Origin of the sequence: Streptomyces sp. NBC_01410 (genome assembly GCF_045040195.1) — a bacterium.
Taxonomy (GTDB): domain Bacteria; phylum Actinomycetota; class Actinomycetes; order Streptomycetales; family Streptomycetaceae; genus Streptomyces.
The window spans coordinates 6274263-6288766 of the sequence record NZ_CP109530.1; the positions used below are offsets into that span (position 1 = coordinate 6274263).

Below are 14504 nucleotides of genomic sequence, written 5' to 3' on the forward strand. Positions count from 1 at the left end.
ACGCGGCCTGCCCTGTCTCGTGTCTGCTCAGCTGTCGAGCGCAGCCGCTGGAGTCCTGCCCTTCTCAGCCTCGTCGGCCCGGGCGGCGAAGACAGTGGCAAGGTCCTTGACCAGCGTGGCATCGATGTCTGTCTGGCGGGAGGCATCGACGCTGACCCACATGATGACGGTGCCGAGTCTCACCTGCGCGACAGCGCGTTTGTCACCTTGGTAATTGCTCGTGCCCAACGCGGCTTGGCGCTGCTCGCCCACACTGCCAAGGTCCAGGCTCTCGGGCATGCCCAGGCCTTTCCTGTACCAGTCCCAATGGACGTCGAAGGCATCTTCGGCGGCTTTTTCATCCTGATAGGTCATGGCCCAGAACCCGATCTCCGCCTTCTTCTTCTCGAAGCGTGAGGTCCCAACGAATCGGGCGCCCTCGCAGGCCTGCTTCTCCTTCTCGGGACACAAGCTGCCCCTGAGGTCGCCCTCCATGGTGTCCGCGGCAGGCCCACTGAGGACCTCCCAACCCGGCACGGCCCTCGAGTCCGGCACCACGGCCTTCATCTGCTGCTCGCTGAGCGCCGACGCCTCGCCCCCGCTGCTCTTTCCGCAGCCGGCCAGCACCAGCACAGCACCGGCCACCACGATCCGTGCGAACCGTCGTTTCCTCATGGAGTCTCCTGTGGACGTTGCGTTGCGTCCTGTACGACGTCCCGCCGTTCCAGAAGGACTGCGTCCTCTTGCTGCACGCTGCAAGGGGACGCATGGTGTCGGGCTGACTGGCGGCACATCGAAGCTCCAGTTGTGAACGGTGACTTGAGCAAGGCCATCCGTCTTCAACCGGAGCTTCGACGCTTGATGGGGTACCGCTGACGTCGCACGGCCGCGACTCCCTCTTACGGTGCGCCTTCATCGTGAGGGCACTCATCGGATTGCTCGACCGCCTTGGTGTAAGCGGGGATCAGACGTTTCATCGCGGATTCGTCATCCCGGCCGGATGTAAATACCTGGATGACGGTGAACAAATCCTGCCTGGGGTGGGCTGAGTCGGCGCACCCCTCTGTTTTGCCGACGGCTCCGGTACCTGAATAAAGGTACTTCTCGTCATCCGATACCTGCCCGGGGGCCACCTTTGCGTGTACGGCGGCCACATCGATCACCCTGTCACCCGCCGCTTTCCCCCACCATACCCGGCTCGCGATGACAGCAACTTTTCCATCCACGATGATGTTGCATCGAGTAGTTCCGCCGGAGGGTGACTCTTTTTGCGTGGAGATTTTCTCTCCGGGTGGCAAGAACGGTGACAGTAGGTCGGATTTCACGCTTACGCCGCACAGCGAGTCCGGGACGGCGTACTTCCGCTCTTCGCTCTTTGAGTTTGAGCATGCTGACAGCGCGATTCCGAGGACGATGGCTGTCGCCAGGAACGCAACCTTCCTTGGGGGCAGTGAGAGTCTGGCACGGGAGTACATCAAGACTGAAGGCCTCTCTGGACGGGGTGAGAGTTACTCAAGCTGCGAGATCGATCGCCGAGGGTGTGGCATCAGATGTCTGTCTTGAGGTCCGCTGCCATGGAATTCACACTCGCCTCGGACGCCCTGAATCCGCTCTGGGTGCCAGTGCGCGCCCATTCCCCTACATCCTCAAGGCCAGTTCTCTTATGTGCCTCTGCCGCAAGTTCAGCTGCCCTCTCGGTGTACTTGGTGTTGCTCTCCAGACCGCTTTCCCAATGCTCACCCATGACGGGGCCGGCCTCATCCTTGGCCTTGCCCTCGGCGTCCTTGAACACCTCTTCGAGGATCATGCTGGTCACGGTGCCGGCGGCCCCTCCTGCTGCAGCCCCTCCTACGGGGCTGGCGATGAAGGTTGTGCCGACGCCAACGCCTGTGCCTACCACGCCCGAGATTCCGTTCTTCAACTGCGCCACCGAGTGCTCGTAGGCCTTGTCCTTCTCTTCGGCCTCTCCGGCAACGGCTTCCGCGCGGGCTTGTGCAAGGGTTCCCGAGACTTCACCCGATCCGTGTGCAATTTGTTCAACGACAAACTGTGGGTCGTTGGAGTAGCGCAGGTCTGCTGGAAGGTCGGGGTTGAGGTGATAGTCCATGAGGCTCGCCATGTAGGCTTTCTGACCCACTTCAACTGCAGCGTAACCTTCGTCGTCCTGGCCAACGGTGAACAGGAATCGCGTCACGTCCCGATGATTCATCTCTGCCTGAGAGCCGGCGAGCGGGAAGAGCCTGTTCGTGTCGTCGTCACCGTCATTGGTCATCGCTCGGTTGATGTCCGGCAGATACTCTGACGCGATCTGGCCCATGCTGTCTGACATGAAGCCATGATCGGTAAGGCGCGCGCTGTCCTCCGAGATGGACTCGACGATGCTTTTCATGAGGTTGGCCTGCCCCGCGTTGTGCGGCGGCGTGTCGACGGTGGGCAGCTCGCCGGCCGGGTGACCCGTCGTCGCCGCTTCCAGGGCCAGTGCCAGGTTGTTGCGGCCCTCGATGCTGTCTTCCCGTTCACTGTCCATCTCGGGCGGCCAGTCGCGCTCCTCGAAGAGGTAGTCGAAGTTGGAGAGCTCGTCCTTGACCTCCTTCCCGTCTTTGTCCTTCGTCTTGAAGTCGTGATCCTCGTCCTTCGTGACAAAGTCATCGTTGAAGAAGTCGGTGGCCGCATCAGGGCTGTTGGACAGCGCCTTCAAGAAGCCGATCATGGGATCATGCCCGGAGTCCGTGCCGGTACGGTTGAGATCCGGGTCCATCCCCATCGGCGACCACACGGCCGCCCCGTGGCGGCCGTTGCTGGTGTGCTTCTTCTCGGTGTCCATCAACGCGGAGCCGTAGTCCGTGAGGAACCTGTCCTCGAAATTCCCCCAGCGCATGAGGTTGCTCATCACCTGGAAGCCCATTGGCCCGCCGTTCTTGTGCACGGGCTGGCTGCCGAGGTTCGTCATGTCGACCCGCCACTGCGACATCTCAGGAGTGTCCGCCTGGGAGGCCGTGGCGAGCGTGAGGCTGAGATTCTTCTGGAGATCGTCGAGCTGTTCGCGGCGCTCGCTGTAGACGTCCCGGTTCTTGTACGGGTCGGTGATGTCCGTCCAGAACTCCAGCGTTCCCTTTGCCTTGAGGGTCGAGGCGAAGTGTTCGGCGAAGATCTCGTCGCCGGAGTACTCCTTCAGCCCGGCATTGAGCTCGTCGAACTCCTTGACCGTCAGATCCTCGGGATTCTTCCCAGCCAGCGCGGCCAGCCTCTCCGCCTTCTTGATCGCGGCGTCTGCCGAGTCGCGGTCCTTGTACACGGCCCCGGAGAAACCGTAATCCGTGAGGTCAACGAGTGCCTTGAGGGCTTCGGAGGCGGAACTGTCCATCCGCGTGGCCTCCTTGAGAATCCCCTCAAGTTCATCGCGCAAGTCATTGGCATCCTTCTGACCCGTGGAGCTCTTCGAGTCAGGATTCACGTCGACACGGAACCCGCTGCCCTCTGCCTTGACGGTCAGATGCTTCCCGCGCCCCCGTTCGATGGCTTCCTTGAGCAGGCGCTGCTGTGTCTTCAGCTCGTCACGCGTATCCTGAAGAATGTCGCGGATCGACTTCGCCTGCTTCTGTGCGTCGTCGAACTCGCCCGCGGTCTTGCCGATGAACTCCCGGGAGACCGTGGCGTTGTAGCCGGCCCAGTTGGCCTTGATGGCTTTGCCCCGGAGTCCTTCCCGTGCGTCCTTCTCAAGCTCTTTGAGCTTCGTGAGCATGCTCGTCCAGTCGGTGACCGTGTCATCGAGCAGCTTGAAGTTGGCCGAGTGAAGGGCTTCGAAATCCATGAGGTGTACCCCTAGTCCTTCTCGTCCTTCTTGTCCTTCTCGCCGTACACCGCGTTCTCCTTGCCCGGCGGTGCGTACGACTCGTCGAAGCCGCTGTCGAGTGTGTGGATGCTGCTCACGTGGCGCTCGATGAAGATCTCGTCGCCCTGGTGCGCATTCTTGGTGAAGTCCATGTGGTTCGAGATGAGCGCGCAGGCGTCCATGACCGAGCCGAGCTGCTTGTCCCAGCGCAACGAGACATGTGACAGCGCCCCGCCGAGGGCGAAGCCCTGGGTTGTGAGACTGGTTCCGGCCGAGTCGGTGCTGGTGACCCGCGCCTCGTTCCACAGGCGGTTGTACAGCTTGAACGCCTCGTCACCGATCGCGGCCAAGTCCTTCTGGTTGACCTGGAGATCACCCTGAGGGCTGCCTGCGTTGGGCCTGTCCTCCGGCGGTAGCCCGTTGAGCTGCATCTGCGTCGAATGCCTCTCAGCCGCCGACGCCTTCAACTGCTCCCACTCGTCCCACGCCATCTGCGGGTCCTTCCCCCGTGCGTACCGATGGACGGTCACATTCCGCCCAACCTATTGATGTGCTCCAACTACTCGCAAGCGCCGTCCGGCGCATCGGTTTTGAGGCCGTACATCAGGTTGTCCATGGCGTGATCCATTTAGACCGCCGCGCCGATCACGAGTGAAGGTCCGAAGCCATGAGCCCCGTCTGCACCAGCGGGTTCCCCCGCTGCCGTGAGACGAAGATGCCCCGCCCCGCCGGCATCGGGCGCATCCTCGCGCCGCCGAGTACGTCTCCCTCTTGCGGGTCACCGGAAAGGAGCACACCCTGCGCGCCCAGTTCCATCATCCGCTGCATGAACGGTTCGTACGCGGCGCGGCTGGCACCGGCCCCGCTGCGGGCGATGATGAAGCGGACGCCCACGTCGCGTGCGAAGGGCAGCAGTTCCGTGAGCTTGCTCAGGGGGTTACCGCTCGAAGTGGACACCAGGTCGTAGTCGTCCACGACCACATACACCGACGGTCCCTGCCACCAGCTGCGGTCCCTCAGCTGCTGTGCCGTGACATCCGCCGACGGAGTACGGCGCTGCATCAGATCCTCCAGCGCGTCGACGTGGTGGTCCATGTTGTTGGACATGGGCACATACTCGGCCAGGTGTGTGGCCGGGGTCACGTCCAGCAGTGCGCGACGGTTGTCGATCACGAAGAGCTTGCAGGCGTTTCCGTCGTACCGCTCGGTCAGCTGCTTGATGAGCAGCCGCAGCAGATTGGACTTGCCGGACTCGCTTTCGCCGAACACCAGGAAGAACGGGTCGCGCTCGAAGTTGAGGAAGACCGGTTCCAGATTGTTCTCGTCGATACCGAAGGCGACTCCGCGCTCCGGGTGCGCGAAGCCCGCCGGAAGGTTGCCCACCGGCAGTTCGCGCGGCAGCAGCCGCACTGCCGGGGCTCCCGGTGCCGTCCAGTGCCGGGTGACTTCCTGTGTCATGGCCGCCGTGGCCTCCGACAGGTCGCTGTCGGAGTTGATGCCGTCGATCCGCGGAACGGCTGCCATGAAGTGCAGCTTCTCCGGGCTCAGACCGCGTCCCGGTACGCCGGCCGGGACGTTGACGGCCGCCTTGCGGTCCACCTCGGAGTCCATCGTGTCGCCAAGACGCAACTCCAGCCGGTTCATCAGGTGGTCCTTGAGGTTCGCTCGGACCTCCATCGAACGTGAGGCCGTGAGGATCACATGGATGCCGTAGCCGAGACCGCGCGCCGCGATGTCCAGGACCGCCGGCTCCAGGCCTTCGTAGTCCGTGCGGAAATTGCCCCAGCCGTCGATGACCAGGAACACATCACCCCACGGCTGCTCCGTCATCGAGATGTCACCGCGCGCCCGCAGCCTGCGGAACGTGCCGATGGAGTCGATGCCCGCGCTGCGGAAGTACTCCTCGCGCCGCGACAGGATGCCGTACACCTCGGCGACCGTGCGCCGCACCCGCTCAGGATCGAGGCGGGACGCGACCCCGCCGACATGCGGCAGGCCGGCGATCGAGGACAGGCCGCCACCACCGAAGTCGAGGCCGTAGAACTGCACTTCCTGCGGCGTGTGCGTCAACGCGAAGGCCGAGATGAGCGTCCGCAGCAGGGTCGACTTGCCCGACTGTGGGCCACCGACGATCTGCATATGGCCAGCTGCTCCCGAGAAGTCCCGGTAGAGAGTGTCGCGGCGCTGCTCGTACGGCTTGTCGACCACACCCAGCGGGACGACGAGACGGCCCGCGCCCTCGTACCCGGGCTGCGTCAGGCCGCGGCCCTCCACTCCCGCGAGTCCGGGCAGCAGCTCGTCCAGCGGCGGTGGGTTGTCCAGCGGGGGCAGCCATACCTGGTGGGCCTCCGCACCCCGCCCCTCCAGCCGGCGCACGATCACATCGAGTACGGAGTCGGCCAGTGCGTCGTCCTCCGCCGTACGCGCCTCCGGCACCTGGCGCTGAGCGGTGGGTTCGGCGTACCTGACCGGCACCGGAGCGGCCGTGAACGGTACGGGCCTGCGGTCCACCGGAAGCGGTCCTCCGAGAGAAGCCGCCTGCTGGGGGTTTGTGCGGTACACCCCGGAGACGTACGCCGCCTTGAACCGCACCATCTCGTCCGTGCCGTACTTCAGGTACCCGGAGCCGGGAACGTTGGGCAACTGGTAGGCATCGGGCACACCCAGCGCCGCACGCGACTCGGCCGCGGAGAAGGTCCGCAGGCCGATCCGGTACGACAGATACGTCTCAAGCCCGCGCAGCCGGCCCTCTTCCAGGCGCTGCGAGGCCAGCAGCAGATGGACGCCCAGCGAACGGCCGATACGTCCGATCTGCACGAACATCTCGATGAAGTCCGGCATGGCGGTGAGGAGTTCACTGAACTCGTCAATGACCAGAACGAGTGACGGGATGGGCTGCAGCGGGGCACCCGCCGCGCGCGCCTTCTCGTAGTCGTGGATGTTGGCGTAGTTCCCCGCGTCGCGCAGCATCTCCTGCCGGCGGTTGAGTTCGCCGCGGATGGAGTCGCCCATGCGGTCCACCAGCGTCAGGTCGTCCGCAAGGTTGGTGATCACCGCGGCGACATGCGGCATTTGGGACATGCCGGCGAAGGTGGCGCCACCCTTGAAGTCCGCGAGGACGAAGTTCAGCGTCTCCGAGGAATGCGTGACAGCCAGGCCAAGTACGAGCGTGCGCAGCAGCTCTGACTTGCCGGAACCGGTCGCACCCACGCACAGCCCGTGCGGGCCCATACCTTCCTGGGCCGCCTCCTTCAGGTCCAGCATCACCGGAGTGCCGTCTTCGCCGACGCCGATCGGGACGCGCAGCCGCTCGGCCTGGGAGCGCGGGCGCCAAGTGCGGCTGACGTCGACGGACGCCGCGTCGCCCAGGTTCAGCAGGTCGGTGAAGTCGAGGTTGGCGAGCAGCGGTTCGTCGTCGTCTCCGCCGGAGGCCATGCGGAGGGGGGCGAGCTGGCGGGCGAGTGCCTCGGCCGCCTCGCGGCTCAGCAGGTCGGGCGTCCCGTCGTACACCAGGCCGTGTCCCGACTCCAGTTGAAGCGAGTCGGGGTGCACGGTCACGGACAGGCTTCCGCGCGCCCCGGTGACCTCGCCCGGTACGACCTCGATCACGGTCACGCCCTGCAGACCCTCGGCTGCCGCCAGCGCCGATACGGGGGGCACCGACTGGCCGTCGAGTACGACGACGATGTGCGGCTGGTCCAGCAGCGGCTGGCCGCCGCCCTGGAAGCGGGGACGGCCCTCGAGCCGCCCGGCGAGCATCTCTTCCAGATCCCGTGCGTCGGTCGTGATGAGGCGGCGACTGCCCGCTCCGTCACCGGCCCCAGGAGCCTGGACATGCGGTAGCCACTTCGCCCACTCCCACTGCGGGGCTGCCTCGCGCCCGGCGGCAATGGCGATGACCAGGTCTTCGGGGGAGTGCAGGGAGGCGAGCGAGCCGACCATCGCGCGGGCCGTGGAGCGGACGGACTCCGCGTGGCCGCTCACCGTCACGTGATAGAAGGCGCGCAGCGAGACGGCCATGGGCAGGCCGTCGAGCGTGCCGTGTGCCGTCAGGAACTGCGCCATCGCGCCCGCGGTGAGCGGTTCCAGCTCGTCGACGGGCGCGGTGTCGGGGGCGATGATCGGGGTCGCGAGCTGCTGGCTGCCCAGGCCGATGCGTACCTGCCCGAAGTCGTCGTCGCCCACGCGGCGTTCCCAGACTCGGCTTCCTTCGGCCACCAGCGCCCACAACTGCTCCGGGGACGGGTGCAGATAGAACTGCGCGTCACGCTGCAGGTGGGCGGTCCGCAGAACCGCACGCCGGGTCTGAGTCAGGTACTTGAGGTAGTCGCGTCGCATGTCGGCGAGCTGCCCCTGGGTGCCGCGCCGGTAGCGGACCAGCATGGCGATGCCCATGCCGACCGTCGACGCGATCATCACCATGCCCATGATCCGCATGATCGGATTCGGGGTCATGAAGAAGAAGACGACAGAACCGCCCATTCCCAGCATCGGCAGCAGCTGCATCAGCGCCCCCTCCTGCTGCCCTCGTGGCAGCTCGGGCGGGGGTTGCAACTGCACCTGCTCGCCGGGTACTTCGGAGGGCAGGGCCCGAGGTGGGCGCTTCACGACGATCTGGCTCACAGCTCACCAATTCCCTTGCCGGATGGAAATGTTCCTATCGGCGCCCCCGTGGCGACGGGTTCCATCCGCGGGGAGGGATCCTACTTGCGTGGCCGGTCAACGGTTGGCGGTAGGGTGGCGCGACGCGTTTGCTCGCCCGTGAACTACCGCAAAAAAAGGGTCATTCGGGGAGCAAGCGAGGCTCACGATCCATGAGAATCACGAGGGGGAGCAGCAGGTGAGTATGACGGCCTCAGCGGCGGCCACCGGAACCGGTCACCCGGGTCCCGGAACTCCGTCCGGCGGCGGAACCGGTTTCTGCCGAGTCACGGTCGTCGCGCCGGACGGCCGCGTCGACGTGGCACTGCCCGAAGACATCCCCGTCGCCGACCTCTACCCGGAGATCCTCCGCCTGTCCGGGCAGAGCCCCGCGGAGGGTGCACCGGTCGGGTACCACCTCGTGCGTCGCGACGGCACCGTGCTCGACGGCGCGCGCTCCCTGGCGGCCCAGCGCATCCTCGACGGCGAGCTCCTGTCGCTGCGGCCCTTCGCCGAATCGCTGCCCCCGGCGGTCTTCGACGACGTCTCCGATGCCGTCGCCTCCGCCGTCGCCCGCGACCGCACGCTGTGGAACGACAGCCTGATGCGCGGCGCCGGGCTCTTCGGCGGATCCGTCCTGCTGGTCCTTCTCGCCTTCGTGTTGTGGACCGCCGACCCCCGGCACGACATGCACGGCCTGCCCGGCATTCTGGCCGCCGTCAGTGGCGTGATGCTGCTCGCGCTCGCCGGTGTACGAGCACGGGTGTACGACGACCGGGCCTCGTCCGTCGCTCTGGGCATCGGTTCCATGGCCAACGCGGCGGTCGCCGGAGCCGGACTCCTGCCCCTCGCCGAGGGGCAGGGGATCGGAAAGCTCCAGTTCCTGCTCGCCTGCGCCGCCGTTCTCGTCGTCTCCGTGATCCTGATGATCGTCGCCCCCGGCGGAGACGGTCCCTTCGTCGCTTTCGTCTTCGCCGCCGCCGTAGGCCTGCTGGTGACCTTCGCTGCGATCACGACCAAGATGGAGCCGGCCGAGACCGCTGCCGTGTGCGCCCCGCTCGCCGTGGGAGCCCTGGCTTTCCTGCCCGGTCTCTCCACGCGCTTCGCCCGCCTCCCCATCGGCTTCGAGCCGCCTCGTACGACCGTCGGCGACTACGGAAACGATCCCGCCCCTCAGGGCCCGGTCGACGCCGAGCGCATCGCAGCCCAGGTCCGGCGCGGTCACGAACTGCTGGTCGGCCTGGTCGGCGGCTGTGCGCTGGTGGCCCTCGGAGCCTCGGCGGTGCTCGGATTCTCCGACAACGTGTGGGGCCAGCTGCTCGCTCTCGCCACCGGCATCGCCATGCTGATGCGCGCCCACCTGTTCCGCTACACGGCGCAGGTCGGCTGCGCCCTGGCGGCCGGCCTCGGCTCGCTGGCCCTGCTCGGGGTCGGACTGTGCCTCAACCCGCCGAGGGGGCTGATGCTCGACGCCCTCAAGGGCGACGGCACAGCGCTCGACATCCGTACGGTCTGGCTCACCGCCGCGGTCGCCGGGGTCGCCGCGGTGATCACCGCCATCGGACTGATCGTGCCGCGCAAGGGCGTCACGCCCTTCTGGGGCCGCTCTCTGGAGATCGCGGAAGCCGCTGTGCTGCTGACGCTCGTACCGCTCTGCCTCGCGGTCTTCGACGTCTACCACTCCATCCGTGCGATGACCTCCTGACTGACTGGTACTGTGGGTGACGGCCGTTTGTGTACGCGCTCCCGGAGTATCTGGGTGCAGCGCTCATCGGACCTTCGCCTCCGAGTCACGGAAGCTCCCCTGAGATCAAGACCAGGGGCACTTGTGGGCGCATCGAACATCAAAGAGGAGTACCGCGTGTCTCTCGACGCCGCTACGAAGAAGCAGATCATGTCCGAGTTCGGCACCAAGGAGGGCGACACCGGCTCCCCTGAGGTCCAGGTCGCGATGCTCTCCCGCCGGATCTCGGACCTGACCGAGCACCTCAAGACGCACAAGCACGACCACCACTCCCGCCGTGGTCTGCTGATCCTGGTGGGCCAGCGTCGCCGTCTGCTGCAGTACCTGGCCAAGAAGGACATCCAGCGCTTCCGTGCGCTGGTCGACCGCCTCGGCATCCGCCGCGGTGCGGCCGGCGGTGCCAAGTAAGACGCCGTGAAGGGAGCGGTTCCCACTCTTAGGGGGCCGCTCCCTTTGCTGTACGTGCGCGACCTGCCGGACGGCATTTAGTCTGGTCGCACAAGGCAGTACCGAACGACAACGCAATACCGAACGACAACGCAATACCGAACGAACGAGAAGCCGCCTCACCGCCGCCGGTCCTCGGTAGTGGCCCCCGGAGAACCAAGCCCCGGGTGCTTCGATCGAAGACCGGCCCGCAGAACGAGCGCTTCTCGGCCACCGTCCCCCGCCACACGGGCGAGGGGACGAAGACGAGGAGAAAACGCTAGTGGAGAACGAGACCCACTACGCCGAGGCCGTTATTGACAACGGTTCCTTCGGCACCCGCACCATCCGCTTCGAGACGGGCCGCCTGGCCAAGCAGGCCGCCGGTTCCGCCGTGGCGTACCTGGACGACGACACCATGGTGCTGTCGGCCACCACCGCTTCCAAGAAGCCCAAGGACCAGCTCGACTTCTTCCCCCTGACGGTGGACGTCGAGGAGCGGATGTACGCAGCCGGCAAGATCCCCGGCTCCTTCTTCCGTCGTGAGGGCCGGCCCTCCGAGGACGCGATCCTCACCTGCCGCCTGATCGACCGCCCGCTGCGCCCCTCCTTCAAGAAGGGCCTGCGCAACGAGATCCAGATCGTCGAGACGATCATGGCGCTCAACCCCGACCACCTGTACGACGTGGTCGCGATCAACGCCGCCTCCTGCTCCACGCAGCTGGCCGGCCTGCCCTTCTCCGGCCCGATCGGCGGCACCCGTGTCGCCCTGATCAAGGGCCAGTGGGTCGCCTTCCCGACGCACACCGAGCTCGAGGACGCCGTCTTCGACATGGTGGTCGCCGGTCGCGTCCTGGAGGACGGCGACGTCGCGATCATGATGGTCGAGGCCGAGGCCACCGAGAAGACCATCGAGCTCGTCAAGGGCGGCGCCGAGGCGCCGACCGAGGAGCTTGTCGCCGCCGGTCTCGAGGCCGCGAAGCCCTTCATCAAGGCGCTGTGCAAGGCCCAGTCGGACCTCGCCGCCAAGGCCGCCAAGCCCACCGGTGAGTTCCCGGTCTTCCTCGACTACCAGGACGACGTCCTGGAGGCGCTGACCGCTGCCGTCAAGGGCGAGCTCGCGCAGGCGCTCACCATCGCCGGCAAGCAGGAGCGCGAGACCGAGCTTGACCGCATCAAGGAGGTCGCCGCCGAGAAGCTGCTCCCGCAGTTCGAGGGCCGCGAGAAGGAGATCTCCGGTGCCTACCGCGCGCTGACCAAGAAGCTGGTCCGCGAGCGCGTCATCAAGGACAAGGTCCGCATCGACGGCCGTGGCGTCACGGACATCCGTACGCTCGCCGCCGAGGTCGAGGCCATCCCGCGCGTGCACGGCTCGGCGCTGTTCGAGCGTGGCGAGACCCAGATCCTGGGCGTCACCACCCTGAACATGCTCCGTATGGAGCAGCAGCTGGACACCCTTTCCCCGGTGACCCGCAAGCGCTACATGCACAACTACAACTTCCCGCCGTACTCCGTCGGTGAGACCGGCCGCGTCGGTTCGCCGAAGCGCCGCGAGATCGGCCACGGCGCGCTCGCCGAGCGCGCCATCGTGCCGGTGCTGCCGACGCGCGAGGAGTTCCCGTACGCCATCCGCCAGGTCTCCGAGGCGCTGGGCTCCAACGGCTCCACGTCCATGGGCTCGGTCTGCGCCTCCACCATGTCGCTGCTGAACGCCGGTGTGCCGCTCAAGGCCCCCGTCGCCGGTATCGCCATGGGTCTGATCTCCGAGGAGATCGACGGCCAGACGCACTACGTCGCCCTCACCGACATCCTCGGTGCGGAAGACGCCTTCGGTGACATGGACTTCAAGGTCGCCGGTACGAAGACCTTCGTCACCGCGCTCCAGCTCGACACCAAGCTCGACGGCATCCCCGCCTCGGTCCTGGCCGCCGCGCTGAAGCAGGCCCGCGACGCCCGCCTCCACATCCTCGATGTGATGAACGAGGCCATCGACGTCCCGGACGAGATGTCCCCGAACGCCCCGCGGATCATCACCGTCAAGATCCCGGTGGACAAGATCGGTGAGGTCATCGGCCCCAAGGGCAAGATGATCAACCAGATCCAGGAGGACACCGGCGCCGACATCACGATCGAGGACGACGGCACCATCTACATCGGTGCCGCTCAGGGCTCGCAGGCCGAGGCCGCCCGCGCCACGATCAACGGCATCGCCAACCCGACCATGCCGGAGGTCGGCGAGCGCTACCTGGGCACGGTCGTCAAGACGACCACCTTCGGTGCGTTCGTGTCCCTGCTCCCGGGCAAGGACGGCCTGCTGCACATCTCGCAGATCCGCAAGCTCGCCGGTGGCAAGCGCGTGGAGAACGTCGAGGACGTGCTCGCGGTCGGCTCCAAGGTGCAGGTCGAGATCGCCGAGATCGACTCCCGCGGCAAGCTCTCCCTGATCCCCGTGATCGAGGGCGAAGAGTCCGCCGACGAGAACAAGGACGACGCTGCCCAGTGACGTCCCGTAGTTCCAGGACGACGGCCCGCACCTCTTCGGAGGCGCGGGCCGTCGCCCGTACCCAAACGCTTCTCAAGGGCGAGCACGGCATCGGCACCGTCCGCCGCACCGTCCTGCCCGGCGGCCTGCGGGTCGTCACCGAGACCCTGCCCTCCGTACGCTCCGCGACCTTCGGTATCTGGGCGAACGTAGGCTCCCGCGACGAGACGCCCTCGCTCGGCGGCGCCACGCACTACCTGGAGCACTTGCTCTTCAAGGGCACGCGACGGCGTTCTGCCCTCGACATCTCGTCGGCGATCGACGCGGTCGGCGGCGAGATGAACGCCTTCACGGCGAAGGAGTACACCTGCTACTACGCGCGCGTGCTCGACACCGACCTGCCGCTCGCCATCGACGTGGTCTGCGACATGCTCACCGGATCGCTGATCCTCCAGGACGACGTCGACGCCGAGCGCGGTGTCATCCTCGAAGAGATCGCCATGACGGAGGACGACCCGGGCGACTGTGTGCACGATCTGTTCGCGCACACGATGTTCGGCGACAGCCCCCTCGGCCGTCCCGTTCTCGGCACGGTCGACACGGTCAACGCGCTGAGCGCCGAGCGCGTCCGCCGCTTCTACAAGAAGCACTACGACCCGACCCATCTGGTCGTCGCCGCCGCGGGCAATATCGACCACGCCACCGTCGTACGCCAGGTCCGCAGGGCCTTCGAAAAGGCCGGCGCCCTGTCCCGTACGGACGCGGCCCCCACCCCGCCGCGCGACGGGAACCGGCCCCTGCGCACCGCCGGCCGCGTCGAGCTGCTGGAGCGCAAGACCGAGCAGGCCCATGTCGTCCTCGGCATGCCCGGCCTCGCCCGCACCGACGACCGCCGCTGGGCGCTCGGGGTACTGAACACCGCCCTCGGCGGCGGCATGTCGTCCCGCCTGTTCCAGGAGGTCCGCGAGAAGCGCGGCCTGGCCTACAGCGTGTACTCGTACACCTCGGGCTTCGCCGACACGGGCCTCTTCGGCGTCTACGCGGGCTGCCGTCCCAGCCAGGTCCACGACGTCCTGAAGATCTGCCGGGACGAGCTCGACCGGGTCGCGTCCGAGGGGCTCTCGGACGAGGAGATCGGCCGCGCCGTCGGCCAGCTTTCCGGATCCACCGTGCTGGGCCTCGAGGACACGGGCGCGCTGATGAACCGCATCGGCAAGAGCGAACTGTGCTGGGGCTCGCAGATGTCGGTCGACGACATGCTGAGGCAGATAGCCTCCGTCACGCCCGACGAGGTACGCGCGGTAGCAGGTGAGGTGCTGGGACACCGTCCCTCCCTGTCGGTGATCGGCCCGCTCAAGGACAAGCAGGCGGACCGCCTCCACGAAGCGGTCTCCTAACGT

The 14504-nt window shown here is 66.6% G+C and carries 9 protein-coding genes; 4 read left to right on the forward strand and 5 right to left on the reverse strand.

Features of this window, described 5'->3' with window-relative positions; all coding sequences use genetic code 11:
* Nucleotides 1–27 precede the first annotated feature (27 nt).
* The 5 genes from OG741_RS28965 to eccCa form a co-directional block, all read right to left on the reverse strand.
* Entirely contained in the window at nt 28–654 is a 627-nt protein-coding gene (locus OG741_RS28965) for a hypothetical protein (RefSeq protein WP_405602724.1), read from the reverse strand.
* A 224-nt stretch (nt 655–878) separates the two neighbouring features.
* A complete protein-coding gene (locus OG741_RS28970; RefSeq protein WP_405602726.1) occupies nt 879–1304 on the reverse strand; it encodes a hypothetical protein in 426 nt (141 codons plus the stop codon).
* A gap of 221 nt (nt 1305–1525) precedes the next feature.
* Nucleotides 1526–3790 (reverse strand): hypothetical protein, encoded by a 2265-nt coding sequence (locus tag OG741_RS28975; RefSeq protein ID WP_405602727.1) that lies wholly within the window; start codon nt 3788–3790, stop codon nt 1526–1528.
* Between the two features lie 11 nt (nt 3791–3801).
* Nucleotides 3802–4302 (reverse strand): hypothetical protein, encoded by a 501-nt coding sequence (locus tag OG741_RS28980; RefSeq protein WP_405602730.1) that lies wholly within the window; start codon nt 4300–4302, stop codon nt 3802–3804.
* 154 nt (nt 4303–4456) lie between these two features.
* Complete coding sequence (gene eccCa, locus OG741_RS28985; protein ID WP_405602733.1) at nt 4457–8434, reverse strand: type VII secretion protein EccCa; 3978 nt, start codon at nt 8432–8434, stop codon at nt 4457–4459.
* Nucleotides 8435–8657: 223 nt separating this feature from the next.
* On the opposite strand from eccCa, the gene eccD reads away from it, so the two are divergent.
* From eccD to OG741_RS29005, 4 genes are all read left to right on the forward strand, one after another.
* Nucleotides 8658–10157: a type VII secretion integral membrane protein EccD gene (eccD, locus tag OG741_RS28990; protein ID WP_405605831.1), complete on the forward strand. Its 1500-nt coding sequence runs from the start codon at nt 8658–8660 to the stop codon at nt 10155–10157.
* Between the two features lie 156 nt (nt 10158–10313).
* On the forward strand, nt 10314–10604 hold the full coding sequence (gene rpsO / locus OG741_RS28995; protein WP_215096097.1) for a 30S ribosomal protein S15: 291 nt from the start codon (nt 10314–10316) through the stop codon (nt 10602–10604).
* 301 nt (nt 10605–10905) lie between these two features.
* A complete protein-coding gene (locus OG741_RS29000; protein WP_266489028.1) occupies nt 10906–13125 on the forward strand; it encodes a polyribonucleotide nucleotidyltransferase in 2220 nt (739 codons plus the stop codon).
* Nucleotides 13122–14501, forward strand: coding sequence for a M16 family metallopeptidase (locus OG741_RS29005; protein ID WP_405602737.1), 1380 nt, complete (start codon nt 13122–13124; stop codon nt 14499–14501). Before OG741_RS29000 ends, OG741_RS29005 begins: the two co-directional genes overlap by 4 nt.
* Nucleotides 14502–14504: the final 3 nt, after the last annotated feature.